The sequence below is a fragment of the Bradyrhizobium sp. SMVTL-02 genome (genome assembly GCF_051853005.1).
Classification (GTDB): domain Bacteria; phylum Pseudomonadota; class Alphaproteobacteria; order Rhizobiales; family Xanthobacteraceae; genus Bradyrhizobium.
In genome coordinates this window covers 7398250-7418483 of record NZ_CP182469.1, presented here as the reverse complement: position 1 = coordinate 7418483, position 20234 = coordinate 7398250, and the positions used below count along the sequence as shown (strand labels likewise).

The window sequence follows — 20234 nt, the reverse complement described above, 5'->3', positions numbered from 1 at the left end:
CGCCAGATTCCCCGCAGCGACTCGTCCGCCGAAGCCTCGGCGAAGGCGGAAGCAATCCAGAATCGTTCCGCCGTAGCGGTCTGGATTGCTTCGTCGCAAGGGCTCCTCGCAATGACGGTGGTGAAGAGTTGCGGCCTTGCGCAATTGCACACTAGGCCAGGACGACGTCGTCCTTGCGGCGCACTCCGTGATCACCCCACCAGATACTTTTTCACCGCCGCTTCGTCCCACGCGATCCCGTTGCCCGGCTCCTCGCCCGGGATCGCAAAGCCGTCCTTGATCGTCAGCCGGCTCGCCAGCACCGCGTCGGCCCAGTCGACATATTCCAGCCAGTGCGCCGTCGGCGTGACGCAGAGCAGATGCGCGCTGACTTCCGAGAACAGGTGCGTCGACATCTCGATGCCGGCAGCGTGCGCGAGCGCAGCGGCGCGGAGCCAGCCGGTGACGCCGCCGATGCGCTGCACGTCGGGCATCACGTAGTCGCAGGCTTCCGCCGACAGCGCGGACTGCATCGCAAACGCGCCGTCAAAATTCTCGCCGACCTGGACCGGCGTGCACAGCGCATCCGCGATGCGGGCGCAGCCGGCGTAGTCGTCGTGGCGGATCGGCTCCTCGATCCAGGTGAGGCCCTCGTCGTCGAGCATCTCGCCGCGGCGGATCGCTTCGGTGACCGTGAGCGCCTGGTTGTAGTCGCACATCAGCGTCACCTCGTCGCCGACGGCCTTGCGCACCGCGCGCACCACGGCGAGGTCCTCCCGCGCCTCGGGCCGGCCGACGCGGATCTTTGCGGCATGAAAGCCCTCGGCCAGCAGCTTGTGCGCCTCCTCAACTGCGGCGCCCGCCGGCATGATGCCGAGGCCCTTCGAATTGTAGGCCCTGACCGGTTTCGGTGTGCCGCCGAGCAGGCGCGCCAGCGGCAGGCCGCGTGTGCGGGCGAGCGCATCCCAGGCCGCCATGTCGATGCCGGATTGCGCCAGCCGCTGCAGGCCGGCGAGGCCCAGCAAGGTGAAGCGCTGGCTCAGCTTGCGCTCGATCTCGAACGGCAGCAGCTCGTCGCCGGCAACGAGCTCCGACATCTCCGTGACCATCGCGGTCAGCGGCTTCAAGGCGGAGGGCGTGATCGAGAACAGGTAGGCGTGCCCCACCGCGCCCTGGTCGGTCTCGCAGTCGATCAGCACCAGCGGCGCCCTGGCGACCGCCCCGGTCGAGGTCAGGAGCGGCAGGTTCATCGGCACGATCACGGGGCGCGCGTGGAAGCGCTTGATGCGGATGGTCTCGGTCATGGCACTGGTTCCGGAAGATCAATGCAGGTTCATGCCGATCTTAGACATTCGTCATGAAACGAAAAGGCGCCTGGCGCGACCACCATAAAATGGGGTTGCGCGGACCTGCTTTTATTGGCTCTGTGCCGCCGGGGGCCGTGCCGCAAATCCCGGGGGTTTGCGACAAAACCGCACACAACGGAGCCACAGGGTGAAACAAGAGATCACCGAAGAACAGCGCAAGAGCGGCGTCCTGACAGGTGCCGCGATCGCTTTCCTGCTGCTCGCTTTGCCGCTCGCGGTATGGCTGGACCTGACCGAGCTCTCCAAGACCGCGCTGCGCCGGCAGGCCGCCGATCTCAATTCGGTGATCACCAGCGTGCGCAGCTATTACGCGACCAACGTGGTCGGGCGGGTGCTGGCCAATCCGAACGGCACCACCCGGGTCGTTCATAATTACGAATCCGTGCCCGGCGCGATCCCGATCCCGGCGACGCTGTCGCTCGAGCTCGGCCGGGTGATCGGCGCCCAGCAGGAGAACATCACCTACCGCTTCGTCTCGGACTTTCCGTTCCAGAACCGCGCCCCGCACCAGCTCGACAAGTTCGAGAAGGACTCGCTCGATGCGCTGCGCAAGGACCCCGAGCAGAAGATGGTGGAGACCGAGACCTCGCTGTTCTCAGACAAGGTCCGCCTGATCGCGCCCGTCACCATGGGGCCGGCCTGTGTCAGCTGCCACAACAGCCATCCCGAGAGCCCGAAGAAGGACTGGAAGGTGGGGGATATCAGGGGCATCCAGGAGGTGATCATCGCCCAGCCGATCGCCGCCAACATCTTCTCGTTCAAGTTCCTGCTGGCTTATTTCCTGATCGCCGCCGGCAGCGGCCTGTCGTTCCTGTCGCTGCAGCGCCGCCAGGCGCGCCGCATCAAGACCATGAACAAGGAGCTCGAATCCGCCAACGACTTCCTGGCCTCGCTGTCGATGAAGATCTCGCGCTACATCCCGCCGCAGGTCTACAAGAGCATCTTCTCCGGCCAGAAGGACGTCACCATCCACACCGAGCGCAAGAAGCTCACCATCTTCTTCTCCGACATCCAGAACTTCACCGCGACCGCGGAGCGGCTCCAGCCCGAATTGCTGACCCAGCTCCTCAATGAATATTTCACCGAGATGTCGGCGATCGCCCTCGAATATGGCGGCACCGTCGACAAGTTCATCGGCGATGCCATGCTGATCTTCTTCGGCGACCCCGAGACCAGGGGCGACCGCGCCGATGCGCAGGCCTGTCTGCAGATGGCCTGGCGCATGCAGCAGCGCCTTGCCGAGCTCAATGCGAAATGGCGGGCGTCCGGCATCGAGCAGCCGTTCCGCTCGCGCATGGGCATCAATTCCGGCTATTGCAATGTCGGCAATTTCGGCAGCACCGACCGCATGGACTACACCATCATCGGTGCCGAAGCGAACCTTGCCGCGCGCCTGCAATCGATCGCCGAGCCCGGCGGCATCGTGCTCAGCTACGAGACCTTCGCCCTCGTCAGCGACATCGTCCGCGCCCACGCCCTGCCCGCGATCACGATGAAGGGCATCAGCCGCGAAGTGATTCCCTATTCGGTCGACGCCCTGAACGACGCCGCGGCGGAAAAGAGCGGCATCATCACCGAGCGCGCGCCGGGGCTCGAGCTCTATCTCGACCCGGCGATGGTGAAGTCAGGCGACGCCGCCCGCGTGCGCTCACTACTGGAGAACGCACTGGCCTCGCTGAGGCCGGCGTGAGGGGGCGGGTTCGTTCTGAGTGTGCCCGACTGTGGGCCAGGAGACTGGTGCATCGCCTCTCCCGCTTGCCGGAGAGGTCGGCGCGAAGCGCCGAGTGAGGGTTCTGTCCTCTTGGGGGTTCTCGATTGCGGATGCACCCTCTCCCCAACCCTCCCCGCAAGCGGGGGAGGGAGCGCACCTCCTTCTTCGAGACGGTACAGCGCCGCTCTCCTACAAGCGGCTAAAGCACTACGCACGTCACCTCACCGCGCCGCGCCTTCCGTGAACGCCGTCTCGATCACGTCCCCAAACGGCTGCCACGAGCGGCCGTCGAATTGCACCAGCCGCATCTGCCTGATCGGCAGATAGCGCTCCGGCGAGGTGTTCATCCTGATGTTGGGCAGGGCGACCGACGGCTGATAGTCCCTGAGCGAGGCCGCCTGGCGCATGATGTTCTCGCGCGAGAGATCGTCGCCGCATTGCTTCAGCACCTGCATCAGCGCCTCGGCCGCGGCGTAGCCGTAGACCGCCGCGCTGTTGTTGGTGCTCTCGACCTGATGATACCTGTCCATGAACGTGAACCATTCCTTCATGGCTGGATCGTCTTTCCAGGCGGGATCGCTCGGATCCTTCAGGAAGGCCGCCGAGATCACGCCGGCCGAATTCTCCAGGCCCGCCGGCGCCATCGCATTGGCGATCGTGGCCGAGGCATCGTTCACGATGAAGACCGGGCGCCATTTGAGCGACGCCGCCAGCTTGATCACCTTGGACGCGTTCGACGGCACGCCGAGAAAGACGAAAATGTCGGCGCCCGCGCGCTTGAGGATCGAGATGTGTCCTTCGAGATGCTCGTCGTTGATGTCGAAGGCGATGTCGACGAGGACGTGGCGATTCAGGTCACCGAGGCCTTCCTGGATGCCCTTGTAGAGCTGGCGTCCGAACTGGTCGTTCTGCCAGAGCACGACGATCTTCTTCAGGGGATAATAGGCCTGGATGTAGTTGGCGTAGATGCGCCCCTCCGACCGGAACGACGGCTGCCAGCCCATGGTCCACGGAAACGCCCGGGCCTGGCTCAGCTCCTCGTCCCCGGAGGCGACGAACAACTGCGGGATCTTCTTCTCGTTCAGGTACCAGCGCGTGGCGAGATTGCCGGGCGTGCCGAACGAGCCGAACATCACATGCACGTCGTCCTTCTCGACCAGATTGCGCGTCAGCTCAAGCGCGGCCGCCGGATCGGAATTGTCGTCGCGGGTGATGAAGCGGATCTTGCGCCCGTTGATGCCACCGCGCGCGTTGACCATGTCGAAATAGGCAGCTTCCGCCTGGCCGATCGCGCCGAATTCCGACAGGGGTCCCGAATACGGCATGACATTGCCGATCCGGATTTCGTTCTCGCTTGGCACTTGCTCTGAATGCTGTTGCTGCGACATCGCGCCGAGCGATGCGACGGCAATCATGGACACGAACAGCATCCTGCCGATGACGCGCATGTTCGAACCCTTGTCGTTGGCCCCCAACGAGGTCGGCTCAATCCGCACCGAGGCGAGTTGATCTACGTCAAGCGTTTGGCGATCGTGTGGCTGGGGCGTTTGCTACAAAGCAGCGCAACTGGTGACGCCGACGAAAGCGGCAGGCGTGTTGACGCGCTGCATCGATTTCTGATCGAGTGGTCGTGTGGCACTTGCTCTTACCCTCCCCTGGAGGCAGGGCTATCGCATATGGATTTCACCGGGATCGTCCGCGGGCTTGCTCTGCCTCTCCCGCTTGCGGGAGAGGCCGACGCGTCGCAGAGCGCGGCGAGTGAGGGCTCTCTCCACGCTGGGCTACTCCGCAACCCTGGGCAATTCCGCCGCGGAGACAGCCCACCCGTGGCCCAGCAAAAGGTGAGGGTGGATGGCCGAGTGCAACCTACGGCAACCCGCGCGCCTCGAGCTGATGCACCAGCAGCAGCGTCGGTTCCGCAAGGCTGTCGCCGGAACCGTCTAAGCCAAACGCGGCGGCGATGCCGTCGCGGCTGCGCAGCAGCGCGCTGCGCGGGCAGTGGCCGGCGCCGCAGAGCGTCTTCTTCAGGGTCTCGCCCTGCGCCACCAGGCCGGCGGAATCGTCCGCGGCCCAGGCCAGCACGATGGGGACGTCGACATTGAGGATGCCGGGAAAGACCGATCGCTTGTCGTATTGCGTGGCGTCGGTACCGAGATAGGCCTTCTCGCTGTCGCTGGCGTCCTTGCCGACGCGGTAGATACCGGACACCAGCACGACGCCGGCGACGTCGGCGCGATCGGTCTGCAGTTCCGGATGCGCCAGCAGGGTGGCGACGTGAAAGGCGCCGGCGCCATAGCCAACCGCGACGATCTCGCGGGCATCGCCGTTGAACAGGTCGATATTGCCGTGAATCCAGGACAGCGCCGCCGCCACGTCGGTCGCCCCGGCAGGCCAGGTCGCCGATGGTGCCAGGCGATAGTTGACGCGGACCCCGATCATGTCGTTGCGCGCGGCAAAGCACATGGCCTGGTCCTGGATCTGGCGCGACAGCTCCGGCGCGGCGCGATCGCCGGTGAAGGTGTCGCCGGTCACGAACAGCAGCACCGGCCGCGGCGTATCCGCCTTGGTCGCGCTGGTGGCGACATCGAGCACGTTGGCTTCGGCCTCGCCGTAGCGCAGGCCGCGCGAGAACGTGACCTGCTCGCACAGCCGCGCGGTGCCGCCGGCGGTGGTGTCGGAATCGGTGAGGCCTGCCAGCACAAGATCGGACGGCACCGCCGGCAGCGGCCCGTGCGCGGAGGCGCCAGTCGCGGTCAAAAGCAGGAAAAATGCGAGGTAATTCTTCATCATGATGCGGGCTTTGCGGGCCTTATATTCGCTCGCTTCCGGGGCCAGTCTTCTCAATTCGCCTTATTACTTGGCTGGCGTTGAGGCGATTTCACGGCGCCTGCGGCTCGTGCGCCCGGCCCGATCAATTCCCCGGCTGGAACGTGCAATCCGCCCCGCTGCCGTCTTTCCGCCTGATGGCGTTGGGATCGATCGTGCAGCTCAGCTCGGAGAGGCTCTCGAAGTTCGATCCCGCCCCGCCGTCGGGCGGCACGCCCGCCAGCGCTTCGGTGGCGAAGATCTCGTTGGCGGTGGAGCCGTTCACGGTCTTCACCTTCTTGCCGAAGGTCACCTCGCAATTGCGGATGGTGATGTCGACATTGCCGCTGCGGCAAACGATCCGGTCCGCGGTCACCACGATGGCCTTCTTGTAGGGAATGTCGGCATTGGCGGCGAACAGCATCGCCACCGCCTTCTTCTCGGCTCCGGTCAGGTCCGGCGACAGCGGCGCGATTACACCTGCGAGCGCCAGCGCGGTCGCGCCTGAGACCTTTGCGGGCGTGGCTGCGGCGGCGCCGGACGATGCTCCGGCAAGGACGAAGGCGCAGGCGAGGATCGCTGGACCGGGTCTCATCCCTTTCTCCCGGAGCCTCAAGCCGCTTTCTTCCGCTTGACGGTCCTCTTCACGGTCTTCTTGACGGTTTTTTTGGCCTTCTTCGCAGCCTTCTGGGCCGCAAGATAGGCCTCGACCTTCCTGGAGGAATGTCCGGCCGCCCCGACCACGAGCCTCAGCTTGGCCGGGGTGATCTTGAATTTCTTCGACCAGTAGCGGACCTCGTAGGGCTCGCCGAGCGCGATCCGGCTCTTGTCGGACGCGCGGTGCTTCTGGAGCTTGATGTACGCCTCGACCTTCCTGGCGGAGTGGCCGACCTTCTTGACGGCGTATCTCAGCTTGGCCGGGGTCACCTTGAACTTCTTCGACCAGTAGGCGAGTTCGTATTTCTCGGTGAGCGCGATCAGGGCGCGATCGGCGCCGCCCCGCTTTGCCTTGTTGTCGGCCATGCTTCCCTCCTGCCGTGGATGGCATCCAGTCTAGCATGCAACCGGATTCGGAAGGCAAGGCGCGAGCCTCGCGCCCGGCCGCGCGGAACGGCGGTTTTGCACCGGTGTGTCGAACGGTTGCGCTGCGCCATCCCGGCCCAAGCGGGAAAGCGGTTTCTACTGTGCATGGGGTTGTTTTCGCAGTTTTTGTTTTGGAAGGCTCGCCTACCGCCGCTTCATTGTCCGGAAGGTGATGGAGTAGCGCTGTGCCGGCGTGTGGCGCTCCCACTTGTTGCCGCTACGGCGGCGGAAGCGAAATTTGCATGGCGAGCCGAGCGACAGGCCGAGCACCTTGTCGAAATGCGGCTTGTCGCGATGCCAGCCGATGCCGACGCCGACGTCGTATTCTGTGCACAGTACCTGCTGCACGCTGCCCGCGGAAAGGCCCGCCCATGCCTCGACCAGCCGCGCGGTGGGCGCGACCCAATCCGGGATCGGATCGGCCTCGGTGAGCCGTTGCAGCGCGTAGTCATAGCGGTAGCCGAAGGAGGCCACGCGCCGGTTGCCCTCGAACGCGCCGAACTGGAAGCGCTGCAGCGGCAATGCTGCGATGCGGCCGATCAGCTCCTGCTCGGCGGCGCCATCGATGAAATCGTCCGCATAGCGAAGGCCGGTCGGGCCTCCATCAGGATCGGCGAACAAGCCTAGCTGCTGTTGTGTCATTCCTCGCATTTCCGTGATGGAACCTAATCGCGGCTGGTGCGACTTATCTAATGACACGGGGAAACACGTGCGAGGCTGTCATGGCAGAAAAGCATACCGCCGATCCGGCAGAGATCATGCGGGCCACTGGTCATCCCGAGCTGGAATATGCCGCCGGCTGGACCATCGCGGGTCTCGTCACCATCGGCACCATCGTCGTCGCATGGGTGTTCGCGATCTAGGCGACAGGAAATTGAAGCTCGAAGGCGGCCCCTTGGTCGGTGGGCTTGAGTCGGATCGAGCCGCCATGGCTCGCCATCACCGCACGTGCGATTGCCAGCCCCATCCCGGTCCCGCCCTGGTCGCGGCGGGTGGTGAAGAACGCATCGAAGATCCTGTCGCGGTTGGGCGCCGAGATTGGCTCGCCGTCATTGCTCACCGTCACAAGCAGGGTCGTCCGCGCGTCGACCGCCTCCAGCCTGATTGTCCCGGCTTTGTGCCGCACCGCGTTATCGGCGAGGTGTGACAGCACGATCAGCGCCTTCTCCGAGGACATGCCGATCGCCCGGTCCAGGCTGCCGCTGGCGTCGATGGAGCTTGCCGGAAAGCGGCTTTTGAGATCGGCGACCACGGGCGCGAGCTCGGTGCGCTCGTTCTGCGGCAGGCTCTCGGCGCGGGCGAGCTCGCGTAGCCGCTGTACCATCGCCTCTAGCCGCTGCGTGTCGGACAGGATGTTGGCGATGAAGGTGTTCTGCTCCGCCGGGGTCAGGCTGCCGGCTTTGCCCTGAACCGAATCCTGCAGCAGCTCGGCCGCGCCCTTGATCGAGGTCAGCGGCGATTTAAGCTCGTGGGTGAGATGGGCTGAGAACGTCGCGATATAGTCGGAGCGCCTTGCGAGCTGCTCGGCCATGCCGAGGAAGCTGTGCGACAGCTGGGCGAACTCCCGCGTGCCGTAATGCTTGAGCGGGTGGAACGCGTCGCGGTCGCCGCGGCCGATTCTGGCGGCGCGGTCGATCAATTCGCGCATCGGCAGCGTGATGGTGCGCGAGAACACCAGGCCGATCAGGATCGTGCCGAGGATCACGGCAAGCCCGGCCAGCACGAACTTGGCCCGCTCCTGGTAGAGATGGTCGAAGATGTTGCTCGGCGTCCGCGTCGTGTAGATCACTCCGGCAACGCGGTTGTTGACGATGACCGGCATCGCCGAGAACACGTGGACGCCGAGGCCGCGGCTGAAGGAATAGATCGGCGGCGGCGGCTTGTCCGGCACGCGGTTGCGCAAGGTGGCCCGGTACTGCCCGCGGAGCGCGTCCGCGACTTCCTCGACATGGGCGAGCGACTGCCCGACCTCCTGCCGCCCGGCGATCACCACGCCTTGCGGATCGAGGATGCGAAAGCCCGCCAGCGTCACCTTCTGGGTCTCGCGGATGATCGGCGTCAGCCTGGCGCCGATGTCGACATAGGCTGCTTGCGCCGGCCGGGACGCGGGCAGCGCATCAGGCCGCCGCCGCAGCAGGTCGTCGGCCGTGAGGTCGAGCGCGGGGCGGATCGGCGTGACCTGGTCGCCGGGGTCGGGCAGCACGCCCGGCGGCACCTCGGCGCCGAGTGTGAGGCCACCGTCGAGCCGTGCCGTGACCTCCTGTGCATAGATCGTCGCGAGCACGCGGCTCTGTGCGATCAGCTCGGCCTGTGTCTGGCGGATCAGCTGGTTGTCGTAGAGGCGGAAGAAGAACAGGCCGACCAGCGGCAGCACCGCGACGGTCGCCAGCACCGCGAAGATCACCAGCCCCAGCGACGGCCGCCATTTGTCGGGCGCCGCGCTCATGCCTCTTTCTCGCAGCGGCCGAGCTTGAAGCCGACGCCGTGGATGGTCTCGATCACGTTGTCGCAGGCGAGCGCCGCCAGCTTGGCGCGGATATTGCGGATGTGGCTGTCGATGGTCCGGTCGGAGACCTGGATGTTGAGCTGATAGGCCGCCCGCATCAGCTGCTCGCGGTTGAACACCGAGGTCGGCCGGGTCAGGAACGCGCGCAGGATGCCGAACTCGATCGCGGTGAGCTTCAGCGGCGTGCCGGCGAAGATCGCGACATGCTGCTCGGGATCGATCAGCAGGCCGCCTTGCACCAGGGCGGCCGGCCCGGCCTTGGCCTCGCCATTGCGCGGGCTGAGGCGGCGCAGGATGACGTTGACCCGTGCCACCAGCTCGCGCGGGCTGAACGGCTTGGTCACGTAGTCGTCGCCGCCGATCTCGAGGCCGAGGATGCGGTCGATCTCCTCGTCGCGCGCCGACAGGAACAGGATCGGTACGTCCGAGCCTTTGCGGATCTCGCGGCAGACGTCGAGGCCGTCGAATTCGGGCATGCCGATGTCGAGCACGATCAGATCGGGCCTGTCGGCGGCAAAGCGGGCGAGCGCCTCCTTGCCGTCGCGCGCCTCGATCACGTCCATGCCGGCCTTCTTCAGGGCGACGCGGATGACCTCGCGGATGTGGCCCTCGTCGTCGACGATGAGGATGCGATGTGCCAAGAGATTCTCCGCTCACCCCGCCGGCTGATTGCCGGGCTGGCCCTTGGCCTGCGCGTCGAGCCGGCGCTGCAGCCTCCAGCTCCGAAAGCCCCAGGCACGCCACGCCAGGTCCTGCCGCTGACTTTCTACTAGCCGATCTCGACGGCCCGCAAGACAGTAATCACCCCCGCGAAGCGCGATGACCTTGTCGATCGCAGGCAGCGCCTGTGGGCCCAACGTGAGGAGGTAATTGGCATCGATCTTCACGCCGTTCCCTCCCATTTCACTGCTGTGCTTCAGGTTGTAGTCAGCAATGAACGCATCGAAGTTCACCAGCGAGGCACTGTACAGCACGATCGTTAATGCGATCAGGTTGGCGCAGACGAGCCACCCGTTGGACCGGTCGAGCGCGATGCGGGCGACGATCAGGATCAGTCCCAGCGCCACCAGTCCCATCCAGATGAAGGCCGCAATGCGCCAATAGGTCAGCATGTAGATGCCGACATAGAGATCCAGGCGAAGGATGGAGGAAGCGACAAGCAGCACGTTCTGCCCGACCCAGAGATAGACCAGCGGCCGGATCACCCGGGATTTTTCGGCGGGGCCACCGGGGCGCATCGCGACCAGCACGAAAGCGGCCGCGAGCAGGGCGGTCGCGATCAGCGGATAGGCGCCGCGATGGGCGTAGGCCGCATAAGTCATGTTGTCGGGCAGCGCGACCTGACCCCAGAGATAGAGGCCGTCGAGAATGGACTGCGCTGCGAACAGCAGGTTGAACAGGATCAGAGAGCGCAGGATGGTGGAGGGCCCCAGAAACTCCGGCGACACGAAGGGCGGAAGCGGGGGTGGCTCCACGGCATTGGCCTCGGTGGCGACGGCAATCTTCCTGCGCCGCCAGCGCACATGGATGAACGGCCACACCAGCGCCAGCATCATGATCCAGAACAGCACCCGCGGAACGCTGACATAGTCGAGGATGATCTTCGGGTTGAGCAGCGCGACCCATTGCTCGATCACGGGATTGGCGGCAGCGAACAGCGCGACGAACACGGTGCCCAGCACCACCGGCATCAGCCACAGCGCTATGCTGCGGGTGAACGCCGACATGTTGAAGACCTGAAGCGCTTCGGGGAAGACTCGGAAGGGGCCGAACAGGACGAAGTTGCGCAGCGCGCGGGCTCGGTCGGCAAGGCCAGTCGTTTCGGGATTGGTTGCCAGCAGCAGGGCGATCACCATTGCTGCAATGAGGATCAGGAACGAAAGCGTGTTGAGCTCTTCGCTGACAGGCACGAGACCAAGGACGATGACGGCGCCCCCGATCGCGGCGCGGCGGATGTCCAGGGATGCGTGGTTGGCGAGGACCGAGGCGCTGACGATCGCGACCGCAAAGATCACCAGCGATAGCCCGGCCCGCTGTCCATAGAACAGCCAGTCGGCGAGCGCGGCGAGCACCAGCGCCATCGCGAGCTTGACCGATATGGTCGAGGGCCCGATCGGTTCGATGTCCGTCGTCGGCGTCGTAGCCAGGCTCGTCATGCGCAAATGACCTTTCGTGAATATCGACATCGTGCACTCTGCACGGCGCTTGCGCAGAGGCCGGGGCCTTCGTCTGCATGGTTTCAGGAGTTTTTTGCAGTTTTCGTGCAGGCGCGCTTTTGCCTCTCGTACATCGCAAATCGCTTTGATAGGTGCGAAGCATTCGGCACTCCCTCCGCGTGACGCATCATGCAATTCCTCAATCGCCTCGGTCTCATCCTGCTCTGGCTTGCCGCGCCACTTGCCGCATTCGCGGCCGCGAACAAGAACGATCCTTATCTGCTCCCGCTGCGTGGCGGCGGAAACATCGCACTTGTCGCCGCAAGCATCCTGATCGTCATCGTCCTGCTGCGCAGGGGGCGATGGCGCGGCATCGACCCTCACGGCCGTCGATCCCGATCGCGCCGCGTCGCATTCCAGGCAGGTCGTGCAAGGAATCATCCGCGGCAAGTTGGGCTACCAGGGCATGGTGATGACCGACGACCTCGTGATGGGCGCGATCTACCAGAACGACGTCTGCAAGGCCGTGGTCGAGGCGATCAATGCCGGCGTCGATCTGCTGCTGGTCGCCTACGACGGCGCGCAGTTCTACCGGGTCTTTGCCTGCGCTCTGGAGGGATCACGGCAGGGCAGCCTCGATGCGGCGATGCTGCATGCGAGTGCGGCGCGGCTGGAGCGCGGTTTTCCGATCGCGCAGGCACGCGCCTCTTCGGCAATCAGCATCGCCCGTCGCAACTAGCCCTTGGCAAATTGACGATAGTCCGGTTCGCGGTGAAACCAGAATTCGTAACCGCTGACGTTCTTCTGCATGGCGACGTCGTGGATCGGCTGATTGAGCGGAATGACGGGAACGTCGCGCATGCAGAGTGCGATGAAATCCTTCACGCATCTGTCGTATTCCGCGGCATCCGTGGTGAAGCGCGCCTTGTCGATCAGCGCGTCCATCGCCTTGTTCTGGTAGGAGGAGATGTTGAAGATCGAGTTGTTGCCGTGGAAATTCCAGTAGAAATAGTATTCGGGATAGTCGAGCCAGCCGCTGAAGCGGTTGAGCGCGAGCGGCAGCTCCTTCTTGTTCAGCGTCGTCCGCCAGTTCGCGCCGGGGATTTTTTCGATTCCCGCCTTGATGCCGATCTTGGCGAGGCTCTCCTGGATCAGGATCGCGGTCGGCTCGCCGACGGTGGCCGTGCCCGTGTCCAGCGACAGCGTGGTCTCCAGGCCGGCTTCGAATCCTGCTTCCTTCAGCAAAGCCTTCGCCTTGTCGAGATCGGTGACATAGGGAAACGGCTGCGGCCAGACCGGATTTGAGACCTCCGCCGAGCCGCCGTACATCGGAACGGCGCGGCCGAAGAAGGCGCTGGTCTGGATCTGCTCATAGGGCATCGCCCAGGCGATGGCCTGGCGCAGCTTGGCATTGTCGAACGGCGGCTTTGCCGTGTTGAGCGCGACATACCAAAGCGCGTTCGGGATCGGCACGCCCGAGACCTTGACCTTGCCCTCTTTGATGATCTGCTCGAAATCACGCGGCGCAAAGCCGCTGGAGATATCCGCATCGCCCCGCTCCAGCATGGCGCGGCGGGTGCCGGCGGAGGGGACGTCGCGCGCGATCACGCGCTTGACCTTCGGCAGCGGTCCGCTCCTCCAGTCATCGAAGCGCGTCAGCACGGTCTCGCTGCCGGGCTTCCAGCTCTCGATCTTGTAGGCGCCGCCGCCGGCCTCGTTGTTCTTCAGCCATGCGAGCGCCCAGGGATCTTCCGCCGTCGCATTCTTCTTCGCCAGCTCGGAATTGATGATGAAGGGCACGACGACGGCGACGTTGAACAGCAGCATCTTGTCCTTGCGGACATAGTCGATGCGGAAGGTGTGATCGTCGACCACCGCGAACTGCTCGGGCTTTTCCAGGGAGCCGGCCGACATCTGGAAGGTCGGGAAGCCGCCGACCTTCACGGCGCGGTCGAACGACCATTTGACGTCCTTGGCGGTAACAGGCGTGCCGTCGTGGAATTTTGCGTCCTTGCGCAGCTTGAAGGTGCAGGACATGCCGTCGGCGGCGACCTCCCAGCTCTCGGCCAGCTCGGGCGCGAGCTTCTCGCGATCGTACGAGACCGTGCCGTCGGGCAGCGTCTTGGAGGCGTAGGTCAGCAGGCGGTCGTAGCAATTCCAGGACAGGCCGTTGACCGTCTGGTTGGAGCCCACGCCCTGCATGTCCAGAGAGTTCGGCCCGAGCTCCTGCACCACCAGCAGTGTCTCAGCTCGCCCCTGCGCCCAGGCGAGACGTGGAGCAAATGCTGCCATACCAGCGGCGAGGCCGCCTAGCACCGCGTCGCGCCGGGTCATATTGTGGGGTGCATCACTCATCGCCGCCTCCGTCAGAGAATTGTCCGACATCGAGAGGCAAGGCGTGTGCCATCGGCGCCCTTCGAGGTGTCACATGCCTTGCGCCCGAACGCGCTAGGGCGTCACCGCACCGCGTGCGACCGCGCGCGGGGCGGTCAGCTCCTTCCAGGTGGAATTGGCAACATGCACCGGCGAAAATGCCGGCCGCGCGACGTAATGGCCGTCCCCGGCTTCGGCTCGCAAATCGCCGTCCTTCCAGACGACGCGGCCGCGCGACAGTGTCACGGCCGGCCCGCCGGTGCAGGCAAAGCCTTCGAAAACATTGTAATCGATCTTGCTCATTTGCCGCCTGGCAGTGATGGTCTTCGTCGCCTTGGGGTCCCACACGACGACATCGGCATCCGAGCCGACGGTGACCGCGCCCTTGCGTGGATAGATGTTGAGGATGCGGGCGATGTTTGCGGAGGTCACCGCGACGAATTCTTCCTTGGTGAGCCGCCCCGTGACGACGCCCGTGGTCCAGAGCAACGCAAGGCGATCTTCGAGGCCGCCGGTGCCGTTGGGGATCTTCCTGAAATCGCCGAGCCCGAACCGCTTCTGTTCGGTGGTGAAGGCGCAGTGATCGGTCGCGACCACCTGCAGCGAGCCGGACTGCAGGCCGGCCCAGAGGCTGTCCTGATGCTGCTTGTCGCGGAACGGCGGCGACATCACGCGCTGCGCGGAATGATCCCAATCCTTGTTCTGATACTCGCGCTCGTCGAGCAGCAGATGCTGGATCAACGGCTCGCCGTAGACGCGCTTGCCGGCGGCGCGTGCCCGCGCGATCGCCTCATGCGCCTCGCGGCAGCTGGTGTGCACGATATAGACCGGCGTGCCCGTCATGTCGGCGATCATGATGGCGCGGTTGGTGGCTTCGCCCTCGACCTCGGGCGGCCGCGAATAGGCGTGTCCCTCCGGACCGGTGACGCCGCGCGCGATCAGCGCCTCCTGCATCAAGGCGACGACGTCGCCGTTCTCGGCATGGACGACGGGCATCGCGCCGAGATGGGCGCAGCGCGCGAACGAGTTGTAGAGCTCGTCGTCGTTCACCATCAGCGCGCCCTTGTAGGCCATGAAATGCTTGAAGGTGTTGATGCCGTAGGTTTTGACCACGGTCTCCATCTCGTCGTGGATCTGCCTCGACCACGACGTCACCGCCATGTGGAAGCCGTAGTCGCTGGCGGCCTTCTCGGATTTGTGCCGCCACTCCTGATAGGCCGCGAGCATCGACTGGCCCGGATCGGGCAGGCAGAAATCCACCACCATGGTGGTGCCGCCGCTCAGTGCCGCCTTGGTTCCCGATTCGAAATCGTCGGCGGTCACCGTGCCCATGAACGGCATTTCGAGATGGGTATGCGGATCGATCCCGCCCGGGATGACGTAGGCGCCGCCGGCATCGACGATCTCGGTGCCAGCGGGCGCCTCGATCGACGGGCCTACCGCGACAATGATCTCGCCGTCGATCAGCACGTCCGCGCGGCGCGAATGATCGTGATTGATGACGGTGCCGCCGCGGATGAGGAGGGGCATGAGAGGCTCCGGGAGAGGTGAGGGACGGCCGAAGGCTAAGCGCGCCACCTGCGATGCGACAGGCGAAATTTTAGTCAGCCGCCGCCATCCTTTTCACTCTGCGCGCGCGACCAGCCCGTCGATCATCGCGCGGACGAGGCCCGCGATCTCCTTGCGCAGCGCCGGCAGGGGAACGGCGACCAGCTTCTGCTCCAGCCCGAGCGCCACCATGCCATGCACGGCCGAGAACAGGCTGCGCGCGGTGACGCTCAGCTCATCCGGACTGCGCTTTGGAAGCAGCGCCCCCAGCGGCTGGTAGATGTGGCGGAACGGCTGCAACTGGTCGTCGATCGACCAGTCAGGAAGCGCCTTGTCGGCCTCCATGCGGTGCTCGAACAGCGCGCGCCAGAGCTCGAGGTTTTCGGCGGCGAAGTCGCAATAGGCAAGGGCGATGCGGACCAGCGTCTCATGCGGCGACGGATCGTTCGTGCGTACCGCCGCGCTGAGCGCCTCGTCCAGCCGGCGCAGCGTGCGCGAGCCGACGCGCAGGACCAACTCGTCCACGTCGGTGACGAGATTGTAGACCGCGCCATTGGCGCAGCCGATCTCGCGGGCCAAATCGCGGGTTTTCAGGCCCGCCAATCCCCGCTTAGCGATCATCCGCTCGGCCGCCTGGATCAGGTCGACCCGCAACTTCTCTCGACGTTCCAGTGCTTTAGACATTATTAATCAAATTCCTGAGCGTCGCTCAAACATTCGTTGAACGATGTTCAAGTTTTCTGCTACAAATCCTCTGTGAGCAACGCTCATAAATAGGGAGCTGCAGATGTTCAAGACCGTCGTGACACTATTCCGCGGCAGCGTGGCCGCCGCGGGCGAGGAGCGGGAGGACCGAACGGCCCTGCTGATCCTGGATCAGCAGATGCGCGATGCCGCCGCCGCGGTGGAGCGCAGCAAACGGACGCTGGCGCTTGCGATTGCACAGGACCAGCAGGAGGGCCGCAAGCTCGAGGCGACCCTCGCGCGCATCGCTGACCTCGAGACCCGCGCAGTTGCCGCGCTCGATGGCGGCCGCGAGGATCTCGCCAAGGAAGCGGCAGAGGCCATCGCGGGTCTCGAAGCCGACCGCGATGCGGCGATGACAGCACGCGCGCTGTTCGCGACCGAGATCGCGCGGTTGAAGCGGCACGTGACCAACGCGCAGGCCCGCATCACCGAGCTCGATCGCGGCCGGCGCCTCGCCCGTGCCTCGGAAGCGGTGCGCTCGCTCCGTCGCAGCGGCATCGAGGTGGCGCGTCCCTACGAAGCCACGCTGCCGGAAGCCGAGAGCACCTTGAGGCGGCTGCGCGAGCGGCAGATGGAAGCCCAGGCCAGCGACGACGCACTGGTCGAGCTCGACGCGGCCACGGGTCCCCTCGCTACTGCCGAGCGTCTCGCGGAGCAGGGCTTCGGCCCCCGGCTCAAGACGACCGCAGACGACGTCCTTGCGCGGCTGAAGTCCAAGCGCACGCCTATGGCTTGAACTGACACCCCTTTTCATTCGAAACAACAGGAGACAGTCATGAACCAGAACGGCCAGCCCCATAGCAGCGCCTGGGTCACCTTCACCTACGTGTCCTTCGCGGCCTCCGCCTTCCTCGTCGCCGTCGGCGTCTTCTTCCTGCCGATCGACCTCTGGATGAAGGGCTATCTCGCCATGGGCATCGTGATGCTGATCCAGACCTGCATCACGCTGACCAAGACCGTGCGCGACAATCACGAGAGCAGCCGGCTGGTGAACCGCATCGAGGATGCCAGGGCCGAGCGGCTGCTGATGGAGGTTTCCAAGGCGGCTTGAGGCGAGGGCGCCTGGAACTGCGCCGCGGCTTGCAGCGAGACGCGGTGGGCGGCCGAGCATCCACCGCATGCCTGATCAGCATCGCGTCTGCGCAACCGAGCCATGACGGATCGCGCGGGCGTGCGGGCTTGCGCAGCGGCGGCGGCCGCCGCACTCTGTCCGGGCGGCGCGAAGAGCGCCGCCAATAAAGACGGTGCGAGGAAACTCCGAGGAACCCTGCATGGCCGTGACGCGGATCGACTGCGACATCCATCCGGCGGTTGGTGGCACGCGCACGACGCTGCTTCCCTATCTCAGCGACCACTGGAAAGAGCAGGTGGTGAGCCGCGCCATCGACGGGCTCGATCTCACCTCCTATCCGCCGAGCATGCCGCTCTCGGGTCGCGCCGACTGGCGGCCGGTCAACGGTACCAAGCCGGGCTCCGATCTCGCCATGGTGCAGAAGGGCGCGTTTGACCAGCTGGGTTCCAGCCACGCGATCCTGAACGTGCTCTACGGCGCACAGGCGGTGTTCGACGCCTACATGGCGGCGGACTTCTGCAAGGCCATCAACGACTGGATCGCCGCCGAGTGGCTGTCGCGCGATCCGCGCCTGCGCGCCTCCATCGTGCTGCCGATGCAGGCGCCGGATCTGGCGATCGAGGAGATCGAGCGCCGCGCCGGCGATCACCGCTTCGTCTCCATTCTGGTGCTGGCGCAGGGCGAGACGCTGCTGGGACGGCGGCATTTCTGGCCGGTCTACCAGCTCGCGGAGAAGTACAAGCTGCCGCTCGCGATCCACGCCGGTACGCAATATCGGCAGGCGCCGAGCTCGGCCGGCTGGCCGTCGCACCGTTACGAATATTACTTCGTCGAGGCGCAGGCATTTCAGGCGCAGATCCTCAGCCTGATCTACGAGGGCGTGTTCGGCAAATTTCCTGATCTGAAGGTCGTGCTGATGGAGTCGGGCGTCAGCTGGCTGCCCGCCTTCATGTGGCGCGCCAACAAGACCTGGCGCGGCGTCCGCGTCGAGGTACCCTGGGTCGAGCGCGAGCCGGCGTCGATCGTCCGCGAAAATTTCCGTGTCACCATGCAGCCGTTCGACGCGCCGGGCGATGCAAGAAGCGTCGAGGAGATCATCGACCAGATCGGCTCGGAAAAGATGTTCCTGTTCGCGTCCGACTATCCGCACTGGCAGTTCGACGGAGACGATCCGATCCCGCCGAACCTGCCGAAGAGCTTGATCGCGAAGATGTGCGTCGACAATCCGCTGGAGACGTTTCCGCGTTTGAAACTGAACTAGCGCATGATCCGGAAACGTGGGCACCGGCTTTCCGATCAGATCATGCGCAAACAAAGAGTTTGGAGGTTCGCATGAGTGAGGTCATCGACCGGCCGCTGCGTGACGACGAGAAACCTGCCGCATCAAAGCTGCGCATCGTCGACTGCGACGTGCATCCGAGCCTGCACTCGGTCGACGACCTCAAAGAATTCCTGCCGCAACGGTGGCAGCAGCATCTGAAGGAATATGGCAGCCATCTGCGCACGCCGTACCTGTTCACCACACCCTATCCGCGCTCCTCGCCGCTGATCGCGCGGCGGGATGCCTGGCCGCCGACCGGCGGGCCGCCCGGCTCCGATCTCGCCTTCATGCAGAAGCAGCATCTCGATCCCCTCGACGTCGAGTTCGGCATTTTGCAGGTGCTCGATCTCTTCATCTTCTCGCAGCAGAACCTCGAATTCGGCGCTGCGATCCAGTGCGCCATCAACGACTGGCAGCTGGCGTTCTGGTCGCATCGCGATCCGCGCCTGAAGGCCTCGATCCTGGTCGGGCAGGACGGGGTGGATCTCGCGATTGCCGAGATCGAGCGCTGCGCGAAAACCGGCGAGTACATCCAGATCAATGTCTCGCCGCGCGCCAACGAGCCGCTCGGCCGCCGACGTTACTGGCCGATCTACGAGCGTGCCCAGGAGCTTGACCTGCCGCTCGGTATCCATGTCGGCGGCTATGGCGGACATGCGCCGACCGGTGGCGGCTGGCCGTCTTATTATGTCGAGGAGCATCAGTCGAACGCGCATACCATCGCGGCGCAGCTTGCGAGCCTCGTCATCGAAGGCGTGCCCGAGCGCTTCCCAAGACTGAAGATCGTCTTCATCGAAGGCGGGTTCGGCTGGATTCCCTCGGCGGTGTGGCGCATGGACCAGCATTTCGAGCGCTTCCGCAGCGAGGTGCCGCATCTCAAGCGCAAGCCGTCCGAATATGTCCGCGAGCATTTCTGGTTCACGACCCAGCCGATCGACGAGCCTGACGCGGCGCGGCACCTGCGCGCGCTGATCGAATGGGTCGGCGTCGACCGCTTGCTGTTCTCGTCGGACTATCCGCACTGGGATTTCGACGACCCACGCTTCGCCTTCAAGACGCCGCTGACCGAGGCGGAGCGAAGGAAGATCTTCAGCACCAATGCGCGTGCGGTCTATAAATTCTGAGACAGTATGGCCCGTCACATCGTCGCTACCACCTCGGAGATCCCGCCCGGCGGCAACAAGGTCGTCGCTGTCGCCGGCCGCGACATCGTGGTGTTCCACGTCAACGGCGAGTTCTTCGCGCTTCTGAACCGCTGCCCGCATGAAGGAGCGCCGCTGGAGAAGGCGGCCTGCGTGGCGCGGCTGACCTCGCCCGAGCCGGGCGTTTACGAGCGCTCGCGCGTCGGCGAGATGCTGCGCTGTCCCTGGCACGGCTGGGAGTTCGACATGCGCAACGGCCAGTCCTGGTTCGATCCCAAGCGCGTCAGGATCCGGTCATATCCGGTCGCGGTGGAGCGCGGCGAGGAATTGCAGAAGGGCCCCTATGTTGCCGAGACGTTTCCGGTGCATGTCGAGGACAGTTATGTGATCGTTGAGGTCTGATCGGGCTTTGCGCATTGTGATT

General features: G+C 65.0%; 19 protein-coding genes and 1 pseudogene. 8 read left to right on the top strand and 12 right to left on the bottom strand.

Going from position 1 to position 20234, the window contains the following annotated elements; all coding sequences use genetic code 11:
- Window positions 1-191: 191 nt before the first annotated feature.
- The gene (locus ACNJYB_RS35545; RefSeq protein ID WP_439371292.1) at window positions 192-1283 is read right to left on the bottom strand and encodes an enolase C-terminal domain-like protein; all 1092 of its coding nucleotides are present in this window, start codon (window positions 1281-1283) and stop codon (window positions 192-194) included.
- 190 nt (window positions 1284-1473) lie between these two features.
- Between ACNJYB_RS35545 and ACNJYB_RS35540 the strand changes: the two genes are divergently transcribed.
- Window positions 1474-3036 carry an adenylate/guanylate cyclase domain-containing protein gene (locus ACNJYB_RS35540; RefSeq protein WP_439371291.1) on the top strand — a complete coding sequence of 521 codons (1563 nt, stop codon included), beginning with the start codon at window positions 1474-1476 and terminating at the stop codon, window positions 3034-3036.
- A 242-nt stretch (window positions 3037-3278) separates the two neighbouring features.
- Here ACNJYB_RS35540 and ACNJYB_RS35535 read toward each other — a convergent pair whose 3' ends face one another.
- The 5 genes from ACNJYB_RS35535 to ACNJYB_RS35515 form a co-directional block, all read right to left on the bottom strand.
- Entirely contained in the window at window positions 3279-4505 is a 1227-nt protein-coding gene (locus ACNJYB_RS35535) for an ABC transporter substrate-binding protein (protein ID WP_439371290.1), read from the bottom strand.
- Window positions 4506-4923: 418 nt separating this feature from the next.
- Window positions 4924-5844 (bottom strand): alpha/beta hydrolase, encoded by a 921-nt coding sequence (locus tag ACNJYB_RS35530; protein WP_439375721.1) that lies wholly within the window; start codon window positions 5842-5844, stop codon window positions 4924-4926.
- A gap of 124 nt (window positions 5845-5968) precedes the next feature.
- The gene (locus tag ACNJYB_RS35525) at window positions 5969-6457 is read right to left on the bottom strand and encodes a hypothetical protein (RefSeq protein ID WP_439371289.1); all 489 of its coding nucleotides are present in this window, start codon (window positions 6455-6457) and stop codon (window positions 5969-5971) included.
- A gap of 17 nt (window positions 6458-6474) precedes the next feature.
- Entirely contained in the window at window positions 6475-6885 is a 411-nt protein-coding gene (locus ACNJYB_RS35520; RefSeq protein WP_439371288.1) for a DUF3606 domain-containing protein, read from the bottom strand.
- A 204-nt stretch (window positions 6886-7089) separates the two neighbouring features.
- Complete coding sequence (locus tag ACNJYB_RS35515; protein WP_439371287.1) at window positions 7090-7596, bottom strand: alpha-ketoglutarate-dependent dioxygenase AlkB; 507 nt, start codon at window positions 7594-7596, stop codon at window positions 7090-7092.
- Between the two features lie 71 nt (window positions 7597-7667).
- On the opposite strand from ACNJYB_RS35515, the gene ACNJYB_RS35510 reads away from it, so the two are divergent.
- Window positions 7668-7808 (top strand): hypothetical protein, encoded by a 141-nt coding sequence (locus ACNJYB_RS35510; protein WP_439371286.1) that lies wholly within the window; start codon window positions 7668-7670, stop codon window positions 7806-7808.
- Here ACNJYB_RS35510 and ACNJYB_RS35505 read toward each other — a convergent pair.
- The 3 genes from ACNJYB_RS35505 to ACNJYB_RS35495 are packed head-to-tail and all read right to left on the bottom strand — an operon-like array spanning window position 7805 to window position 11607.
- A complete protein-coding gene (locus ACNJYB_RS35505) occupies window positions 7805-9391 on the bottom strand; it encodes an ATP-binding protein (RefSeq protein WP_439371285.1) in 1587 nt (528 codons plus the stop codon). The two genes, ACNJYB_RS35510 and ACNJYB_RS35505, sit on opposite strands and share 4 nt — an antisense overlap.
- The gene (locus ACNJYB_RS35500) at window positions 9388-10092 is read right to left on the bottom strand and encodes a response regulator transcription factor (protein WP_439371284.1); all 705 of its coding nucleotides are present in this window, start codon (window positions 10090-10092) and stop codon (window positions 9388-9390) included. Before ACNJYB_RS35500 ends, ACNJYB_RS35505 begins: the two co-directional genes overlap by 4 nt.
- A gap of 12 nt (window positions 10093-10104) precedes the next feature.
- A complete protein-coding gene (locus ACNJYB_RS35495; protein WP_439371283.1) occupies window positions 10105-11607 on the bottom strand; it encodes a DUF4153 domain-containing protein in 1503 nt (500 codons plus the stop codon).
- 376 nt (window positions 11608-11983) lie between these two features.
- Between ACNJYB_RS35495 and ACNJYB_RS35490 the strand changes: the two are divergent.
- Window positions 11984-12346, top strand: a pseudogene (locus ACNJYB_RS35490) (glycoside hydrolase family 3 N-terminal domain-containing protein); the annotation flags it as partial.
- Here ACNJYB_RS35490 and ACNJYB_RS35485 read toward each other — a convergent pair.
- The 3 genes from ACNJYB_RS35485 to ACNJYB_RS35475 all read right to left on the bottom strand — a co-directional run bounded on the left by ACNJYB_RS35485 (window position 12343) and on the right by ACNJYB_RS35475 (window position 16212).
- Window positions 12343-13962 carry an ABC transporter substrate-binding protein gene (locus tag ACNJYB_RS35485; RefSeq protein WP_439371282.1) on the bottom strand — a complete coding sequence of 540 codons (1620 nt, stop codon included), beginning with the start codon at window positions 13960-13962 and terminating at the stop codon, window positions 12343-12345. The pseudogene ACNJYB_RS35490 and the gene ACNJYB_RS35485 overlap by 4 nt on opposite strands.
- Window positions 13963-14055: 93 nt before the next feature.
- Window positions 14056-15510 carry a dihydropyrimidinase gene (gene hydA / locus ACNJYB_RS35480; RefSeq protein WP_439371281.1) on the bottom strand — a complete coding sequence of 485 codons (1455 nt, stop codon included), beginning with the start codon at window positions 15508-15510 and terminating at the stop codon, window positions 14056-14058.
- A 93-nt stretch (window positions 15511-15603) separates the two neighbouring features.
- On the bottom strand, window positions 15604-16212 hold the full coding sequence (locus tag ACNJYB_RS35475) for a TetR/AcrR family transcriptional regulator (RefSeq protein WP_439371280.1): 609 nt from the start codon (window positions 16210-16212) through the stop codon (window positions 15604-15606).
- Between the two features lie 103 nt (window positions 16213-16315).
- Here ACNJYB_RS35475 and ACNJYB_RS35470 point away from each other — a divergent pair, with 103 nt between their 5' ends.
- From ACNJYB_RS35470 to ACNJYB_RS35450, 5 genes are all read left to right on the top strand, one after another.
- Entirely contained in the window at window positions 16316-17011 is a 696-nt protein-coding gene (locus ACNJYB_RS35470; RefSeq protein ID WP_439371279.1) for a PspA/IM30 family protein, read from the top strand.
- A gap of 39 nt (window positions 17012-17050) precedes the next feature.
- A complete protein-coding gene (locus ACNJYB_RS35465; RefSeq protein ID WP_439371278.1) occupies window positions 17051-17326 on the top strand; it encodes a YiaA/YiaB family inner membrane protein in 276 nt (91 codons plus the stop codon).
- 220 nt (window positions 17327-17546) lie between these two features.
- Complete coding sequence (locus ACNJYB_RS35460; protein ID WP_439371277.1) at window positions 17547-18608, top strand: amidohydrolase family protein; 1062 nt, start codon at window positions 17547-17549, stop codon at window positions 18606-18608.
- Between the two features lie 71 nt (window positions 18609-18679).
- Window positions 18680-19792 (top strand): amidohydrolase family protein, encoded by a 1113-nt coding sequence (locus tag ACNJYB_RS35455; RefSeq protein WP_439371276.1) that lies wholly within the window; start codon window positions 18680-18682, stop codon window positions 19790-19792.
- Between the two features lie 6 nt (window positions 19793-19798).
- On the top strand, window positions 19799-20212 hold the full coding sequence (locus tag ACNJYB_RS35450) for a Rieske (2Fe-2S) protein (RefSeq protein WP_439371275.1): 414 nt from the start codon (window positions 19799-19801) through the stop codon (window positions 20210-20212).
- Window positions 20213-20234: the final 22 nt, after the last annotated feature.